This is a genomic window from Lamprobacter sp. (assembly GCF_034860625.1).
Lineage (GTDB): Bacteria > Pseudomonadota > Gammaproteobacteria > Chromatiales > Chromatiaceae > Lamprobacter.
Window position 1 is genome coordinate 24,331 of record NZ_JAYESN010000005.1, and the last position, 17,474, is coordinate 41,804.

A 17,474-nucleotide genomic window follows, 5' to 3' on the forward strand; every position below is an offset into this window, starting at 1 on the left:
TCGAGAATGCTGATGCCCTGCTAGTGCCCTTTGTCTGGGCGAATTTCAAGGGCCGCGCAGATCGCGACCACCTAATGGCGATGCTCGGTACCCAGCCGAGAGGCATGGGCCGACATATCCATCAGCCCGCGCATCAAGGTCGCCCGCTCACCCAGCGGCACCGTCTCCAGCAGCGCCTGTTTATCCTCGGCATCCAGTGGGAGGTGGGCGCAGAGGAGATTGACCAAGTCCGCATCGGCCAGGCCGCTGATGTCATCCCAGGGGATCTCGACGCTGCGCTGATCACAGAAGGCTCTTAGCGAGCCCATGAACTGCTCCCGCTCAGCGAGATGGGCCTCATCATCCTCAAGGTCGAGCGCGAACGCTTGCCAATCCGGCCTGACACGCCGAAAACCCTCTTGCATCGGCAATTCTTCGATGACCTTGAACCGGCACAGCCCGGTCAAGACCAGTATGATCCTCCCGTCGCTGGTCTCGCTATAGGAGGTGATGCGCCCAGCGCAGCCAACACGATGGATCGCGAACGACTCATCTGAGGTCTGACCACGAGGCTGCACCATACCGATGAGATGATCGCTCGCCAAGGCAGCTTGGACCATCGATAGATAGCGCGGTTCGAAGATGTTGAGGGGCAACTGCACGCCCGGCAGCACGACGGCGCCGCTCAGCGGAAACACAGGCAGCACCTCCGGCAGATCGGGGAGGCGCTGTAAAAAAGGGCTGCGCATAGCGCGATTCTCCGTTGTTCGCTCAGTGTCTTAGCCAAGCTAGGGATATGGGGCCACCGGCGGCCTTGCTCAAAACCCGTGACCAGCGCTATGTTGCCCAACCAGGTTCCTAATCAGGTTCCCAACCAGGCACAACAAGCGACCACCTGTCGTCGGACTCGCCGATAGGGTACTAAAACGGCATAATGCACCTAGGCCGCCCCCCATCAAAGCCGTAGCGGCGATCGCAGCACAACAGTCAGACGCCCGGATGGTGAAATTGGTAGACACAAGGGACTTAAAATCCCTCGGCGCAAGCCGTGCCGGTTCGAGTCCGGCTCCGGGCACCAACTTATTTGAGGGTGGTCTTGAGCGCCTTGTAAGGGTCGTTGGCGCCGAGGAAGTAGGCGTGGCGGACGAAGAAGCTTTCGTCGTCGTAATCGGTGTCGATGAACCAGCAGGCGATGCCGTCGCCACCCTTCTCCCCATCCCCCGCCTTGGTCATAGCGGACTTCAGCGCAGATCAGCTCGCCGGGCCAATCGGTGATTTCGTCCACCTGCGTGTCGGCTTGCTTGGAGGGCATCAGCAGGGTCAGAAACGGCGTCGCCCAGTCATCGGCCTGTTTATCAATCCTTATGAGTTTGGGCTAATAATTCAGTAGGTGTAAGATAAAAATCTATAACACTACTCGACAGTCTGCAACAAGGGGCTACAATAAGGGGCTGTAACAACAATGTCCCAATATCTCCGACTAGAGCGATTCCGCTCCCTGATGAAAAGGCACCTTGCCTCCTCGGGTCGGTTCGACGGCACATCCCTGACTGTCGACGCCTCTATCGGCGGTTTCATGGGACTTGTTCGCGGCAAACGAACACAGGCACTCCAGATCGCTTCTGCGGCGGACGACAGTCTCTTTCAAAGCGGCTGGGAAGACCTCTCCATCAGCGTATTTCAACGGGAATTCTTCGACCGGGCGAGATCACTCGGCGAAGAGTACGAGCAGTTGACTCAGCAAGCCGTCACCCTGTTCTGTTACTTCCGGCTAGCTCCAGAAGCGGGTGAATAGCTGCACCCTCTGTCCGCGTCTCCAGGTCGCGACACACTCTCCTGGCTCGCATCCCCTGCCGCCACTTCACCGAACCCGCTCACCGAGTCCGTATTCACCGGGTCTGAACGCGGACTGGACCTTGGCGAACAACGCGTCTGGGATGCTTTGAAATATCGCCGACGCTAGCGGTTCCTGCCAGATCCAACACCAACAAAATTTGAACCTGCACAGCTAAAACGGGGTTCAGCAGCATCCCGTACATCCTGTTCAGAAGCAGGAGGCCCTACCTGTGGACAACCTGTCGATCAATTCTAGAGGCTCTTTTATCCACAGCTCATCAACGACTATCTAGGCGTTAGATCACAGCCTTATGATGTGTATAACTTACTCAATATAAAGGTTTTTTGGTCAGTATCCTTGGTTATGCACGGAGCTTATTACTACCACGAATGAGATATTTAAATCATCAATAATAAGCAACCTGGTTTTTTGGCTGATCGATCGACCATAAGCAGGTTGCTCAATGAGCGGAATGCCTTGACATACCTGCTGGAGTCTTGCGCAGTCCATCACGGCATCAGGGTACGTCCGTCGAAAATAAGCACAGCTGCACTGAGGGTTGCGAGCTTCCTTGCTCGCTAGGGATGGCCAATGACTGGGCTGAGGCTTGGCTCGGTTAAGGTCAACACCAACCCCGACGTTGCGCTAAGTCTGTAGACATTCGCCCTGACCCACGGATACGAACATCTGGTGGAATCTGGGCTCTTGGGTCAGTGTTGTCCGGTGATCAGGTCGAGCGACCATAAGACCGAGATGAGCCGTTCCAGGGTTTCGACCAAGGCAACGGTCCGCAGGTCGGTGCCAGTGCGCTCTTGCTATTGGCTGCGGATTCAGCAGTATGAGCGGGCTGGACCTGGTGATGATCGTCACGCCGATCACCTTTGGCCATGCGCCGTTGGCGCGATCGGGGTCAGTTTCCAGACCTCCTCGTTGTACTGGGCGATGGTGCGATCGGAGGAAAAATGACCGCTGTGCGCAGTGTTCAGGATGCTCATCCGCAGCCAGCGCGGGCGATCCATGTAGGCCTCTGCGGCCTGTTGCTGCGCCTGTCGATAGCTGTCGAAGTCGGCCGCCGTGAGCCAGGGATCATCGGGGTTGCGAATGCCCTGGATGATCGGGTCGAAGATGCCAGGCTCGAATTGGTTGAAGTGGCCGCATTCCAGCAGGGCCATCACCTCGCGCAGGGCATCGTCATGGGCAATGATGCCATTGGGGTCATAGTGGGCACGGGTGTGGGCGACCTCTTCGGCGGTGAGCCCAAAGAGGAAAAAGTGCTCATCGCCGACCCGCTCGCGGATCTCGATGTTGGCGCCATCGAGGGTGCCGATGGTGACAGCACCGTTCATCATGAATTTCATGTTGCCAGTCCCGGATGCCTCCTTGCCCGCGGTCGAGATCTGCTCCGAGAGGTCGGTTCCGGGTGCCAAGACCTCCATCACTGAGACGCGATAGTCCGGGATGAAGGCAACGCGCAGCTGCTCGGTGACCTGGCGGTCGGCATTGACGACCTTGGCGACGTTGTTGATCAGCTTGATGATCAGCTTTGCGATCTCGTAACCGGGCGCCGCCTTGCCGCCGATTAAGACACAGCGTGGCGCGCCAATGTTGCCGTCACCATGTTTGATGCGGTTATACAGGTGGATGACGTGCAGGATGTTGAGCAGTTGGCGCTTGTACTCGTGGATGCGCTTGACCTGGACGTCGAACATGAACTCGACCGGAAACTCGATCCGGCAGGTTGAGCTGACCATCTCCGCAAGCCGGACCTTATTGTCGCGTTTGATCTTGTCGAAACGCTCACGAAAGTCCGCGTCCTCAGCCTTGGGAGCGAGCTTTTCGAGCAGCGAGAGATCACGGACCCAGTCCTTGCCGATGGTCTCATTGAGGAGCTCGCGTAGCCCTGGATTGCACATCGCGAGCCAGCGGCGAGGGGTGACCCCATTGGTCTTATTGTTGAATTTTGTCGGCCAGAGCTCGAACCAGTCGCGAAACAGCCCCTGTTTGAGCAGCTCGGAATGCAGCGCGGCGACACCGTTGACCGAGAAGCTGCCGACGATGGCGAGGAAGGCCATGCGCACTTGTGGGTCATCGCTCTCTTCAATCAACGACATACGACGCTGTCGATCCATATCGCCCGGCCAGCGTGAGGCGACCTCGGACAGGAAACGGGCGTTGATCTCGTAGATGATCTCGAGGATGCGCGGCAGCAGTTGCTGGAACAGGCGCACTGGCCAGCGCTCCAGGGCCTCTGGCAGTAGCGTATGGTTGGTGTAGGCCATGGTGCGGGTGGTGATCTCCCAGGCCTGATCCCATTCCATGTGATGGAGGTCCATGAGCTGGCGCATCAGCTCTGGCACCGAAACCGCCGGATGGGTATCGTTGAGCTGGAAGCAGTTCTTGTCCGCGAACTCGCTGAAGTCCTCGCCGTGCAGCCGCTGCCATTCGCGGATCACGTCCTTGATGCTGGCGCAGGCGAGGAAGTATTGCTGGCGCAGCCGTAGCTCCTTGCCATTCTCACTGGCGTCGTTCGGGTAGAGCACCATGGTGATGTGCTCGGCATCGTTCTTGGCAGCGACCGATTCCGGGTAGCTGCCGGCGTTGAATTCACCCAGGTCAAAGGCGTCGGTTGCAGCGGCGGACCAAAGACGCAGCGTGTTGATGGTGTCGTTCTGGTAGCCAGGGATCGGAATGTCATAAGGCACGGCGAGTACGTCGTGCGTGTTCACCCAGCGCTGTACCATGCGACCTTGATCGTCTTGATGGGTCTCGGTATGGCCGCCAAAGGGGATGCGCTGAGTGTACTCGGGGCGTTCCAGCTCCCAGGGATTGCCGTCTCGCAGCCAGTGGTCGGGCTCCTCGAGCTGACGGCCGTTGTCGATCAACTGCCGAAACATCCCGAAGTCGTATCTGAGTCCATAACCTTTCACCGGCAGTTGCAGCGTTGCGCAGCTATCCAGAAAACAGGCCGCGAGGCGTCCTAAGCCGCCGTTGCCAAGGCCGGCGTCCATCTCGGCGGATTCGATCTCCTCGTAGACCAGGCCCATCTCGTAGAGCGCTTGGCGTGCTTCATCGGTGATGCCGAGATTGAGCAGGGCATTGCTCAGTGAGCGCCCCATCAAGAACTCGAGCGAGAGATAGTAGGTGCGCTTGCAATTCGCCTGGTCATGAGCGTGGCGGGTGCGCTTCCAGCGCTCCATGAGCCGATCTCTCAGGGTCACCGCCAAGGCCTTGTATGGGTAGTAGGCAGAGCGGCAATCGCGGTCGCGGCCCAAGGTGTGGGCGTAATAATGCTGGAAGTCGTGGCCAATACTCTCAGCGTCCATGCCGAGCGGCTCGAGCTTGAACAGACGTTCGTTAGGTGTGCTATCGGTCAGGTCTTTGAATGGAGACATGATGGAAATCCTGCGCTAGAGGGGTGAGCGACGCGGTGCTGGGGAAGGTGAAAGACCCTAAGATAACGCGCGTTGTGGCTTGCTGAGAACGACTTAACAGGCGTCCGCGGTATTCTTTTCAAAGGGGTCGGGGTCGATCGGTCAGTCAGGGCAGTGTACGACAACGGCTGCTCAGTAGTAGACGGCGATCACGCGCCAACTGAGCCAGGTTCGCCCGAGCTGCAAGTGCAAGGGGACAGGCTGTGTCGCCTGTGCTGGGCCTGGGGATTCTGGTGGATGACCAATTTGTACCCGGAAGCGGGTCGGCGAGACGAAGCACGCATAGCTGAGCGCGGGCCAGAAGCCCTTGCGATCGATGGCGTGACTGAGCAGGAGTTGGCGCAGCCAAGGGAGCGTGACCGCGCCCGTTAATGCCTCCGACCCGTTACTTTTGAGGCTGTGCTGTATCCACTCGATGAAGTCGTCGGAGACCTCGCCGATGGTGCTATGGTGATCCTTGTTGAGTCGCCATTGGATCTGATGGCGCACCGCATCGAGATCGACTAAGGCGCTGAGTGCCGAGGTGGGTCCGTTGACGCTGGTGAGGTTCAGTCGCCACAGGGTGAAATAGGGTGAAACCAGATAGAGGCTGAGCGCAATGCCAAGGCCGAGCAATAGCCCGCGCAAGGGAGGAGGGATGCGGAGCCGCCGAGGCTGTGGCATCGCCTTGGGTATTGGTAGCGGACCTGCAGCGGACATCAGGATGGCTGAGCCTGGAGCTGCTCGAGCGCTTCTCCGCGCTCGAGCCATGCTTGTTCGACAGCGGCCAGTTGGACATCGACGCGACGCTTCTCATCCAACAGAGTCAACAACCTAGGCTTGGCGTCCGCTTCATAAAGGGCTGGCTCTGCCAACTGCTGCTCAAGCTGCTGCGCTTGCTCGCTGAGGGTCTCGAGGCGCTGCTCGAGTCGCTTAAGCTCGTGGCGCAAGGGTTGCAGCTTTGCTCGCTCCTCGGCTTCGCGTCGACGCAGCTGCTTCTTCGAGGCGATCCCAAGGGCTGTTGTCGATGACTGGTTGTCGCTGTTGCTGATGAAGCTGGCGTTAGTCGCCTGCCGACGTTGTGCGGCGCGCTGGCTGATCCAACTCGGGTAGTCGTCGAGGTCGCCATCAAAGAGGCTGACACTACCCTCATCTACGAGCAGCAGGTGATCGCAGGTGATGCGAAGCAGGTGCCGGTCATGCGAGACCAAGACCAGGGCGCCTTCATAGTCTTGCAGGGCCTCGCTCAGCGCATGTCGCATGTCGAGGTCAAGGTGGTTGGTCGGTTCGTCTAGCAACAGCAGGTGAGGTCGTTGATAGACGACCAGTGCCAGAGCTAGCCGTGCCTTCTCTCCGCCAGAGAAGGGTGCGACAGGGTCAGTGGCTTGATCACCGCTGAAGCCGAAGCCGCCGAGGAAATCACGCAGCTGCTGCTCCGCTGCTGCTGGGTCGAGCCGGGCGAGATGCCGCAGCGGCGAGGCCTCCGGGTCTAGCTGGTCCATCTGGTGCTGGGCGAAGTAGCCGATGCGCAGACCTTGGGCCTCGGTGCGGCTGCCCTTGAGCACCGGATGCTCACCGGCGAGGGCCTTGATCAAGGTCGATTTGCCAGCGCCGTTTGGGCCAAGTAGGGCAATGCGGTCACCAGGTTGAAGCGACAGGGTCACGGCATTGAGGATAGGTGCAGCGGCACCATAACCGACAGCGACCTCCTCCAGCCGCAGCAGAGGATTGGGTTGTGTCTCCGCATTGCGAAAGCGGAATCGGAACGGGGTATCCACATGCGCTGGGGCAATCAGCTCAAGACGCTCGAGCGCCTTTAATCGGCTCTGCGCCTGCCGGGCCTTGGTCGCCTTGGCGCGGAAGCGGTCGATGAAGGAGCGCACATGGGCCACTTCGCGCTGCTGGCGCACGAATGCGGCTTGTTGCTGAGCCAACTGCTCAGCACGTTGGCGCTCGAACGCCGAGTAGCCGCCGCTGTAGGTCCAGAGCTTTTGCCGTTCGAGATGGCAGATACTGGTGGCCACGGCATCGAGCACATCGCGATCGTGCGAGATCAAGACCAGCGTCCCACTGTAAGCACGCAGCCAGCCTTCGAGCCAGATCACCGCATCGAGGTCGAGGTGGTTGGTTGGCTCGTCGAGCAGCAGCAGATCAGAACGGCACATGAGTGCCCGAGCCAGTGCTAGGCGCATGCGCCAGCCCCCGGACCAGGCATCGAGCGGCCGGCGCTCTTCGCCGACCGCGAATCCGAGTCCATGCATCAACTGTGCTGCGCGGCTTTCAGCCTCCCAGGCGCCGACCGACTCCAGCTGTCCGAGCAGCTCGCCTTGGCGCAGGCCATCCTCAGCGGCCTCGGCTTCGGCGAGGTCCGTCTGCAGCTGTCTAAGCTCTCTGTCCCCATCGATGACGAACTCGATCGCCTCACGGGTTCCGGATGGGGTGTGCTGTGCCACATGTGCGACCTCCCAGCCTCCGGGGATCGAGACACAACCTGCATCGGCTGCAAGCTCCTGCCGAAGCAGGGCGAGCAGGCTTGACTTGCCGCAGCCGTTCGCGCCGACGAGACCCAACTTTTGCCCTGGATGGACACGCAGATCAGCATCTTCAAGCAACAGCTTGGTGCCGCGGCGTAGGCTGAGACCACGCAGTTCGAGCATGATCAGGCCCCTCGTTGAGACCTTGCCGGTGGCAGATTGAGCGCCTGCGGGGACTCCCGGTCTAGTTTGCGGTAGCCGATGGCCTCACCTAGATCGGCGATCCCGATCTGTTCACGCTGGGCAAGATCGGCGATGGTGCGCGCGACCTTGAGGATGCGATGGTAGGCGCGTGCGGAGAGGGCGAGCTGCTGCATGGCCTGCTCCATGAGCCGGCGTCCCTCTTTGCTAAGCCGGCAATCGCGCTCGATCTCCCCTGGCTGCAGCGCACTGTTCGGTTTCCCTGCACGGGTGATGGCGAGCGAGCGGGCGGCCTCGACCCGCAGCTTCACGGTTGCGCTGGATTCCACTGCTGTGGGTTCCGTCCGTTGTAATTGCTCGGCGGGTAACCTCGGAACTTCAACATGCAGGTCGATCCGGTCAAGGAGGGGCCCGGATAGGCGTGCACGGTAGCGGCTGACCTGCTCGTGGGTACAACGACAGCGGCCGCTTGGATCGCCAAGGTAGCCACAGGGGCAGGGATTCATCGCCGCGATCAATTGGAATCGGGCGGGAAGTTCAGCGCTGCGGGCCGCGCGCGAGATCAGGATCTGGCCTGACTCGAGCGGTTCGCGCAGCACCTCGAGTACACGCCGATCGAATTCCGGCAGCTCATCCAGAAATAGCACCCCATGGTGCGCCAGCGAGATCTCGCCCGGACGCGGATTCGCGCCGCCGCCGACCAAGGCGATGGCGGAAGCGGTGTGATGCGGCGAGCGGAATGGGCGCTGTCGCCAGGCCAGTGGGGTCGTGGATGCATGGCGGCTGACTGAGTGCACCGCCGCGACTTCAACCGCTTCTGCTTCGGTGAGGCCGGGCAAAATCCCCGGCAGCCGCGACGCCAGCATCGATTTACCGGTGCCTGGTGGGCCGAGCAGCAACAGACTGTGTGCACCAGTAGCGGCGATCTCCAAGGCGCGCTTCGCCTGCGGCTGACCCCGCACCTCGGCCAGGTCAAGTGCCAAGGCTGGTGTTGCAGAGCGCTCGACCTGCTGATGGACGCTCAGCGCTTTGCGCCCGTTGAGATGCTCGCACACATCGAGCAAGCAGTCGGCGGGGAAGATCTCGAGGCCGCTCACCAATGCCGCTTCCGCGGCATTGAGGCGGGGCAGGATCAGCGCGCGGCCGGCAGCGCGTGCCGCCAGTGCGGCGGGTAGAACGGCGTCGATTGGACGCAGCTCACCACTTAATGCCAGCTCGCCTAGGAATTCGTGGCGCGCCAAGGGTTCTGCCGCAATCTGTCCAGAGGCACCCAGGATACCGAGTGCGATTGGAAGATCGAAGCGTCCGCCCTCTTTCGGAAGATCCGCAGGCGCGAGGTTGATGGTGACTCTGCCGGCTGGAAAGTCGAATCGGCTGTTGGCCAATGCACCGCGCACCCGATCCTTACTCTCGCGCACCGCCAGCTCGGGCAGGCCAACGATCGATAGCGACGGCAAGCCAACGCCGGCATGGACCTCGACGGTGACTGCCGGCGCCTGGATACCGACCCGGGCACGGCTGTGAAGGATAGAGAGAGCCAAGGGGGCGCTATCGACGGCTGTGGCGTCTAGGCACTCGGCCCATCGGGGTCGCCCGCCGGGGCAGCAGCAGGTGCCTCAAGCGCGGCGACACGTTGCTCCAGCGCCGCCAGTTTGGCCCGCGAGCGTGCGAGCACGGCAGCCTGGACATCAAATTCCTCGCGTGTCACCAAATCGAGCCGCGCCAGCCCCGCTTCGAGCGTTGCACGAAAGCTGCGGCCGAGGTCTTCCTGCAACACCTGAAATCCCTTCGGTGCATGTTCAGCTAAGCGGCGGGCGAGGTCGTCAATCTGTTTTGGGTCAAGCATGGGGATCACCTGCATTGTGAGGGAGTCATGCAGAGCATTATAGGGCGAAGGCCTGACTACCGTCTGAACCGTGGCGCGCCCTCAGTTCAGACTATGCACGCCCTAAAATGGTGCGTGCGCTCCTGCGGCGACCGGGCTCGATGCACTCAGAAAGTGCGTCAAATCGGTTGTAATTCTGCGACATGCTGATCAAATGCGTTGTCTTTTGGGCACATAAGCATTGTGGCATACAAGCTGCATGGTGCTGCCAGACTGTGATTTTGCGATCGGCACGATCACCACGCAGGGCGGTCGTCTCGCCCGTCTACGACATGAACTGAGGTAACTTGACCATGAACACACAGCGCTTGGGAATGATGGCTGCTTCTGGCGCCCTGCTATCCGCTTCGCTTCTTGTCTCCGCGCCGGCTGCCGCTCAGGCTCCTTGGTCGTTCAGCGCGAACATTGGCGCTGTTTCCAACTACGTTTGGCGTGGTGTCACCCAGACCGGTGATCAAGCGGCCGTGCAGGGCGGTTTGGATGTCGGTCACGAGAGCGGCTTCTACGCGGGCACCTGGGTATCCAATATCGATTGGGGGACCTCTGATCCAAACTACGAGCTGGATCTCTACACCGGCTTCGGTGGCGCCGTGAATGATGATTTCAGCTACGACATCGGTGCGATCTACTACGCCTATCCTGATGGGCGCGACTCGGATTTCGCCGAACTGACGCTCAGCGGCACCTTTAAGTGGTTCACACTCGGCATTGCCTATACCGTCTACGGTGAGAACGACGACGGTTTATTTGACGATGGTGACCTGTATTACTTCGGTGGCGCCGATTTTGCGCTGCCTTACGATTTCGGCTTCAGCTTGCGCGCCGGTTACTACCAGTTCCGCCATGACGACATTCCCGTTGGCTACTATACGGACGCTGCCGGTAATACGTTTGAGCTGACCGAGACTGCTAACTACTGGAATTTTGGTGCTTCGATCTCTCGCGATGCTGGAGATTTTGGCACCTTCAGTCTGAATTGGGACCAGAACAACGGCAAGCAGGATGTGGGCTACGACACCGATCCGAAGTTCTGGGTTGGCTGGAACAAGGAATTCTGATCGATTGGCTCGCCATTTGCTTGAGCTTCAGTGCACAAGCGCTTAACGGCCATGGCCGATCTGCGATCGTCTAACGCGGCTGGCCGACAGCGGGCCAGCCGCCACCCATCCAACGGAGCACATTCATGAAGCTGGTTGCTGCCATCATCAAACCCTTCAAGCTCGATGACGTGCGCGAGGCGCTGGCCGATATCGGCGTCTCGGGCATCACGGTCATCGAGGTCAAGGGATTCGGCCGTCAAAAAGGCCATACCGAGCTCTATCGCGGCGCCGAGTACGTCGTTGACTTCCTGCCCAAGATCAAGGTCGAGATCGCCATCGACGACAGCCTGGTCGACCAAGTGATTGAGGCGATCAGTAACGCCGCTCGAACCGGCAAGATTGGCGATGGCAAGATCTTCGTCAGCGATGTCGATCAAGTCATCCGTATCCGTACCGGTGAGACCGGCCCGGACGCACTCTAACTCGGCAACGGAGGAATCCAACAGTGGAAGAACCGACTATACAACTTGCCTATGCGCTAGATACGTTCTACTTCCTGGTTTCGGGCGCCTTGGTCATGTGGATGGCCGCTGGCTTCTCGATGCTCGAAGCCGGTCTGGTGCGCGCCAAGAACACTGCCGAGATCCTGACCAAGAACGTCTCGCTGTTCGCGATCGCCTGCATTATGTACATGATCATCGGTTACGGCATCATGTACCCGAACGGTGGCAACGGCATCATCCCGGACATCAACTGGACCTTCATGTTTGGCGGCGACAATGAAGTCGCGGACGTGCTGGCCAGTGATGGCGAGACCTACTATTCAGCAATGGCCGACTTTTTCTTCCAGGTCGTCTTCGTCGCCACCGCGATGTCGATCGTCTCGGGTGCTGTTGCTGAGCGCATGAAGCTTTGGGCCTTCTTGCTCTTTGCCATTATCTTGACCGGTTTCATCTACCCGGTTCAGGGCTACTGGAAGTGGGGCGGCGGCTGGCTTGACGGCCTTGGTTTTAGTGACTTTGCCGGTTCCGGTATCGTCCACCTCTGCGGTGCCTCCGCAGCCCTGGCTGGGGTACTGTTGCTCGGTGCTCGTAAGGGCAAGTATGGAAAAGATGGCTCGATCAACGCCATCCCTGGCGCCAATCTTCCACTCGCCACGCTTGGCACCTTCATCCTCTGGCTCGGCTGGTTCGGCTTCAACGGCGGCTCCCAGCTTGTCGTCTCCAATATTGCGGACGCTAATGCGGTCGCCGCAGTCTTCGTCAACACCAATATGGCGGCGGCTGGAGGACTCGTCTTTGCGCTGATTACCGCGCGGCTGATCTTCGGTAAGGCGGATCTGACCATGGCACTCAACGGTGCGCTGGCTGGTCTGGTTGCGATTACCGCAGAGCCACTGACGCCGACACCGCTGGCGGCAACCCTGATTGGCGGTGTTGGTGGTGTCATCGTGGTGTTCTCGATCATCGCCTTGGACAAGCTGCGGATCGATGATCCGGTTGGCGCCATCTCTGTCCACGGCGTGGTCGGCATGTGGGGCCTCCTAGCGGTGCCGATTACCAATGGCGATGTCGGTATCTTGCCGCAGTTGATTGGCCTGGCATCGATCTTCGCTTGGGTCTTTACGACCTCCATCATCGTCTGGCTCTTGATCAAGCTGGTGATGGGTATCCGCGTGAGCGAAGAGGAAGAGTACGAAGGTGTCGATGTCGGCGAGTGCGGCCTCGAGGCCTATCCTGAATTCGTTGGCTCCCGCGGTGGCGCTGGAATCTGACGGATTGCGCTAACCGCGTATCTGCCTTGCAGCGGGGCCTTCGGGCCCCGTTTTGGTGTCTGGGTGTCGGAGAGAGGTCGCAACAGGAGGCGCTTGATCGATCAGAAGCCAGGAGTCTAGCTCATGGGCCGGGACAGATAAGTAGCAAGCAGGCTATTCGCCTTGGGTGCTTGCGAGCGCCCGTTTGAAGAAGGCCGGCTGTGCCAGCGCGGCGCGATGGATCTCAGCGGTGTAATACTGCGTTGGGAACGGCAGCTTGGAGGCCGCCGTGGCGCGGAAGTCGGGAACGGGCTGATCTCGACTCACCAGTGTGGCGCTCCACCAGCCCGATGGATAAATCGCCTGAGGAAAGAACAGGGTGGCATGATCTTGGAAGCCAGCGGCCTGAGTGTCCGCGTAGATACCACGGATGATCTCCATGTGGTAGAGGGGCGATTCACTCTGCTGCACCAGCAGCCCACCGGGCGCTAGCGCGCGGTGGCAATCACGATAGAAGGCCGTGGTGAATAATCCCTCGGCGGGACCGACCGGGTCGGTGCTATCGATAATGATCACATCCAGCGAATGCTCGGGCGCCTCCCGCATCCAGCGAATCCCGTCCTCGAACAACAAGGTTGCACGCGGGTCGGCGTTGGACTCGGTGAGCTCAGGGAAGAACTGTTCGGCGACACGAGTTACGCGCTCATCAATGTCGATTTGAACCGCCGACTCGATCTCAGAGTGGCGTAGGACCTCACGCAGGGTGCCACAGTCGCCGCCGCCGATGATGGCTACCCGCCTCGGCGCGGGATGGGTGAAGAGTACCGGGTGTGAGAGCATCTCATGGTAGAGGAAGTTCTCGCGCGTCGAGAGCATCGTGAAGCCGTCGATCACCATCAGGTTGCCGAAGGTTTCGGTCTCATAGACCTCGATGGTCTGAAATGGGCTCTCCTCATGATGCAGTCGGCACTTCACGCGCAGCGAAAAGGCGCTCCCAGCAGCCTCAGCAACCTCGGTAAACCAGTTGTTCTCGTCTAACATCAGCGTCGGTCTCCTCCTCGCGTCACCCTTCAATGTTCACCTTTCATCTTCATCTTCATCTTCACTTTCATCCTTCGCTCTTCACCCTCACACCCCCGTGCGCGTCTTCAACGTGGATAGCGATCGTCGAGGTTCGCTGGGCAGAGCACATCGCGCATGATACCGATCAGCTCCAACAGTTGGTCGTTGCGGATGCGATAGAAGATGCGGTTGGCCTCTTTGCGCGCGATGACAATGTTCTTGTTACGCAACTGCTCAAGGTGCTGGGAGATGTTGCTCTGCGAGGTCCCCGTGCGCTCGACGATCTCCCCGACCGAGAGTTCGTTCTGGCCGAGCGAACAGAGGATCTTCCAGCGCAGCGGATGCGCCATCGCTTTCAAGGCCATGGCGGTCAGGGTGGTATCTTCGAGGTCAGAATGTTCGGCTGGCAGGTCATCGGTCATGGTCAGCCTCCGTCGTCCTGTCAAGATGGGTGGTCGTCAGCGCTTCCCTGACGTTGTCGTTATCGATGCGGACATAGCCGCTCATGTCCTTCGCGATGCAGATGATATCCGTTATTGCTCCATCAGTATCTTTTATTGCGGTGCGCGAGAACAAGATGGGGACGCGACGGCCGTTGCTGGCGATGAAGCGCGCATCGATCTTGGCTAGCGCGCCGGTGCGAATCAAGGCCTCGAGCCAGGTGCCCATGAAGGCACCGGCCTCCTCGTCGCCCTCTTCCTCGAAGACGTCGCCGATGGAGAGTCCCAGCAGATCTGACTCGCTGTAGCCGAGCATCCGGCAGGCGGCTGGGTTGGTGATCTTGATCTCGCCCTCGGGGGTGAGCACGAGCAGGGCCTCACCCATGTGGGTGATGATGTTGGCCAGATACTGCCGTGCCTCGGCGAGCTCGGCGGTGCGCTCGGCGACCTTGAGCTCGAGTTTCTGGTTGAGCGAGCGCTCCTTCTCGATCAGTCTGAAGTAGGTGCTGATCTTGTTGATCAGTAGGTTGTCATCGATGGGCTTGAGCAAGTAGTCGACAGCGCCAATCGCAAACCCGCGCTGTTGGAATTCCTCGGCCTTGAAGGCGGCGGTGAGAAAGATGATCGGGATGTCACGCGAGCGTCGGCGGCGCTTGAGCAGTGATGCGGTTTGAAAGCCGTCCATCTCCGGCATCTGCACATCGAGAATGATCAGATCGATGTCATGATGGCTGAGCGTCAAATCAATCGCCTCGCGACCAGAGGAGGCTTCGAGGACAGTCGCTTGCAGATGCTTTTCGATCAGCTTGCGCAACGTGAAGAGGTTGGGTGCGTGATCGTCGACGATCAGCAATTTGTAGTCGAATCCGCCCATCATGCCGTCTCCTCGGTAGCCTCAAGCGCATTTGGGCGTAATGAGGCCTGGATGAGATGCGCCAAGGCAGTTGGGTCGATCGGCTTGTTCAGGAAACAGCACGCTCCTGCCTCGAGACAGCGTCCCTGCGCGGTGGTATCCAAATCGCCGAGCACAGCGATCGGCAGCTCGGTCAGCCTAACCCTTTGCCGTATTCGTGCGATCGTAGCACAGGCGTCGTCAGCTTTAAGATAGGCCGCAAGCAGCAGCAGGGAGCAGTCGTGCTCTTCGGAAAGGGTTTCAAGCGCTTCTTCCTCATCCGCAGCCGTCTGCACCTGGAGACCGAGTGCCTCAAGCGCTTCAGTGACAGCGAGCAGGCTCTGCACATCGCGCTCGACCAGCAAGACCCATTGGTTGCAGTAATCGGTGTCAGCCGCAGCAGAGGGGGGCTTGGCGCCTGCATCTTGCTCTAGGATGCCGAGCGCATCGACACCGGCACTGGATCTGCTGGATGAGGATTGCTGTATTTTGGCCGCCGCGGTGTTGGGCGGTGATGCCTCCGCCTCGATCACCTCGACCGCATGCAGACTGCTTGGATCGCGTACAAGGGGCAAATGAAGCGTGAAGCTGGACCCAAGCCCTGGTGTGCTGGTGACGGTGATCTGGCCACCGAGTAGCTGTGCGAGCTCCTTGCTGATGGATAGCCCGAGCCCCGTGCCCCCATAGCGGCGGCGTGTGGAGCCGTCGGCCTGTCTGAAGGCTTCAAAGATGATCTCCTCCTTGCCGACAGGAATGCCGATACCGGTATCGGTTACTGAGATCGCGAGGGGATAGCACCCCTCTCCGGGCCGCACGGCGATCGTCACCTGTCCGGCTTCGGTGAACTTTGCCGCGTTGGAGAGGAAGTTCTTCAGGATTTGGCGAATCTTGGCTTGATCGCTGTAGACATGGTCAGGCGCTGCGGCACTGAGCTCGACGCACAGTTTGATGCCTTTTTCGGCGAAGATCGGTGCCAGCATCACAACCAGCTCATCGATCATCGGTCTGGTGAGGACCCATTCGAGATGAACGGTCACCGCGCCAGCTTCGATCCGCGAGATGTCGAGGACATTATCGATCATCGCGAGCAGGTCACGTCCGGCCTCGTTGATCACCTTGGCCTGGCGCCTTTGGTCGTCGTCGAGCCCGGATTCTTGCGCCGCGAGCAGCTTGGAGAGCAACAAGATCGAGTTCAAGGGGGTGCGTAGCTCGTGGCTGACGTTCGCCAGAAACTCCGACTTGTATCGATTCGATTGCTCCAGCTGTCGCATATGCTGGCGCTCCGCGCTGAGATGCTCGGCATGACTCTGCGCAAGGGCATTGAGCTGCTCGCCAAGCTCTCGTACTTCGCTGGGACCCTGCCAGCGGAATCGAGGGGTCTGCTCTTCGCGCAGAATGCCGCGAACGCCGCTGGTCAACTGCTTGCCGAAGCGTTCGGCACGCGATGCTAGCCAGCGTGCGATGATCAGCACCACCAAGATCAGCACGAGTACGATACTCAGCACCCGCCCGACCAAGGCGTTGCGAAAATTGGCGATAGGCGAGGGATCGACCGGGCGCCCGACCCAGAGTGGCTGGGCATTCTCGGTCAGGAACATTGGCACCCAGAGCATTGGTGGTCCGAAATCCTCTTTCCAAAGGGCAAGTTTTTCTTCATCGAAGATTGCTTTTAGGCCGGGAAAATCGGCGAATGCCAGGGCTTCTTCGCTGAACGGCTCGCCTGGACGTAGATAGCGCCCGTCGTTGGTGACCCAGAGGGTTTCGTTGTAAAAATTGGCCAACCCACCGACATCGATGGTCATCATGAGCAGGCCGGGTGGTTTGGTCTTGTCCTCGGCATGCTGACCGACCGGGCTTGCAAGCTGGAGCGTCATCAGTTGCCGAGGATCTTCACTGGCTGCGAACGAGTTGACCCGAATCCGGCTGACGATCACCTCGCCAGATTTCAGCTTCAGACCGGCACTGGTGAAGCCTCGGCTCGGTGGGTCGGGTGGGTACTCGGTCGGTCGCCATTCGCGGGTCGATGCGTCGCGCGCGAGCCAAAAGCGCTCATTGCCATCGCCATCGACGAAGAGGATCTCGATCAAGTCGGCTTGGTCGCTGAGCATCTGGTTGATCCAGCCGGTATAGCGCGCCCGCGCCAGGTCGATGGCCTCTTCATCGCTCGCCTCGCCGAGGATGATGCCGGGCTCAGGCAGCTTGGCTAGGAGCCGGATCATCTCGTGGCGGCTGGCGAGATGTTGGTCGAGATCGCGAAAATCCGCACGCAGATTCTGTAGATAAGCCTTCTGGTAGAACATCGCGGTACGATCGATCACCAGCGGCAGGTTGATCAGCACAGCGATGATCAAGGGCACCAGCCCGAAAGCGAGCAGCAGTAGTAAGATGTAGTAGCGAAGCTTCATACAACGCTGCACCGGCCAAACAGTAACAAGGATATCGATGGAACGAAGACTTAGAGCGAACGCTGATCGCCCAATGCCACCCCGGAAGATGAGCCG

Annotated in this window: 15 protein-coding genes and 1 tRNA gene; 5 read left to right on the forward strand and 11 right to left on the reverse strand. The window is 59.8% G+C overall.

All coding sequences use genetic code 11. The annotated features are described in order from the left end of the window. Positions 1 to 71: 71 nt before the first annotated feature. Positions 72 to 728, reverse strand: coding sequence for an LON peptidase substrate-binding domain-containing protein (locus VBE63_RS02295; protein WP_323681372.1), 657 nt, complete (start codon positions 726 to 728; stop codon positions 72 to 74). Between the two features lie 244 nt (positions 729 to 972). Here VBE63_RS02295 and VBE63_RS02300 point away from each other — a divergent pair. After that, a tRNA-Leu gene (locus VBE63_RS02300) sits at positions 973 to 1,057 on the forward strand. Positions 1,058 to 1,059: 2 nt separating this feature from the next. On the opposite strand, the gene VBE63_RS02305 is transcribed toward VBE63_RS02300, so the two are convergent. Beyond that, complete coding sequence (locus VBE63_RS02305; protein ID WP_323681373.1) at positions 1,060 to 1,212, reverse strand: hypothetical protein; 153 nt, start codon at positions 1,210 to 1,212, stop codon at positions 1,060 to 1,062. Positions 1,213 to 1,480: 268 nt separating this feature from the next. Here VBE63_RS02305 and VBE63_RS02310 point away from each other — a divergent pair, with 268 nt between their 5' ends. Further along, positions 1,481 to 1,774: a hypothetical protein gene (locus VBE63_RS02310; RefSeq protein WP_323681374.1), complete on the forward strand. Its 294-nt coding sequence runs from the start codon at positions 1,481 to 1,483 to the stop codon at positions 1,772 to 1,774. Positions 1,775 to 2,691: 917 nt separating this feature from the next. Here the strand turns inward: VBE63_RS02310 and VBE63_RS02315 are convergent. From VBE63_RS02315 to ubiK, 5 genes are all read right to left on the reverse strand, one after another. Next, positions 2,692 to 5,208, reverse strand: a complete 2,517-nt coding sequence (locus tag VBE63_RS02315; protein WP_323681375.1) for a glycogen/starch/alpha-glucan phosphorylase — start codon at positions 5,206 to 5,208, stop codon at positions 2,692 to 2,694. A 171-nt stretch (positions 5,209 to 5,379) separates the two neighbouring features. After that, positions 5,380 to 5,946, reverse strand: a complete 567-nt coding sequence (locus tag VBE63_RS02320) for a DUF2939 domain-containing protein (RefSeq protein ID WP_323681376.1) — start codon at positions 5,944 to 5,946, stop codon at positions 5,380 to 5,382. Continuing rightward, entirely contained in the window at positions 5,946 to 7,883 is a 1,938-nt protein-coding gene (locus tag VBE63_RS02325) for an ATP-binding cassette domain-containing protein (protein WP_323681377.1), read from the reverse strand. Before VBE63_RS02325 ends, VBE63_RS02320 begins: the two co-directional genes overlap by 1 nt. Positions 7,884 to 7,885: 2 nt before the next feature. Next, on the reverse strand, positions 7,886 to 9,442 hold the full coding sequence (locus VBE63_RS02330; protein ID WP_323681379.1) for a YifB family Mg chelatase-like AAA ATPase: 1,557 nt from the start codon (positions 9,440 to 9,442) through the stop codon (positions 7,886 to 7,888). Between the two features lie 26 nt (positions 9,443 to 9,468). Further along, the gene (ubiK, locus tag VBE63_RS02335; RefSeq protein WP_323681380.1) at positions 9,469 to 9,747 is read right to left on the reverse strand and encodes a ubiquinone biosynthesis accessory factor UbiK; all 279 of its coding nucleotides are present in this window, start codon (positions 9,745 to 9,747) and stop codon (positions 9,469 to 9,471) included. A gap of 332 nt (positions 9,748 to 10,079) precedes the next feature. Between ubiK and VBE63_RS02340 the strand changes: the two genes are divergently transcribed. From VBE63_RS02340 to VBE63_RS02350, 3 genes are all read left to right on the forward strand, one after another. Further along, positions 10,080 to 10,844, forward strand: coding sequence for a TorF family putative porin (locus tag VBE63_RS02340; RefSeq protein ID WP_323681381.1), 765 nt, complete (start codon positions 10,080 to 10,082; stop codon positions 10,842 to 10,844). A 125-nt stretch (positions 10,845 to 10,969) separates the two neighbouring features. Further along, positions 10,970 to 11,308: a P-II family nitrogen regulator gene (locus VBE63_RS02345; protein ID WP_200346057.1), complete on the forward strand. Its 339-nt coding sequence runs from the start codon at positions 10,970 to 10,972 to the stop codon at positions 11,306 to 11,308. Between the two features lie 23 nt (positions 11,309 to 11,331). Then, complete coding sequence (locus tag VBE63_RS02350; protein WP_323681382.1) at positions 11,332 to 12,600, forward strand: ammonium transporter; 1,269 nt, start codon at positions 11,332 to 11,334, stop codon at positions 12,598 to 12,600. A 153-nt stretch (positions 12,601 to 12,753) separates the two neighbouring features. Here VBE63_RS02350 and speE read toward each other — a convergent pair whose 3' ends face one another. The 4 genes from speE to VBE63_RS02370 all read right to left on the reverse strand — a co-directional run bounded on the left by speE (position 12,754) and on the right by VBE63_RS02370 (position 17,378). Further along, a complete protein-coding gene (gene speE, locus VBE63_RS02355) occupies positions 12,754 to 13,620 on the reverse strand; it encodes a polyamine aminopropyltransferase (RefSeq protein WP_323681383.1) in 867 nt (288 codons plus the stop codon). A gap of 107 nt (positions 13,621 to 13,727) precedes the next feature. Beyond that, positions 13,728 to 14,063, reverse strand: a complete 336-nt coding sequence (locus VBE63_RS02360) for a metalloregulator ArsR/SmtB family transcription factor (RefSeq protein WP_323681384.1) — start codon at positions 14,061 to 14,063, stop codon at positions 13,728 to 13,730. Beyond that, on the reverse strand, positions 14,053 to 14,958 hold the full coding sequence (locus VBE63_RS02365) for a response regulator (protein WP_323681385.1): 906 nt from the start codon (positions 14,956 to 14,958) through the stop codon (positions 14,053 to 14,055). The genes VBE63_RS02360 and VBE63_RS02365 overlap by 11 nt, the downstream gene beginning before the upstream one ends. Beyond that, positions 14,955 to 17,378 carry a hybrid sensor histidine kinase/response regulator gene (locus VBE63_RS02370; protein ID WP_323681386.1) on the reverse strand — a complete coding sequence of 808 codons (2,424 nt, stop codon included), beginning with the start codon at positions 17,376 to 17,378 and terminating at the stop codon, positions 14,955 to 14,957. The genes VBE63_RS02365 and VBE63_RS02370 overlap by 4 nt, the downstream gene beginning before the upstream one ends. Between the last annotated feature and the right edge of the window lie 96 nt (positions 17,379 to 17,474).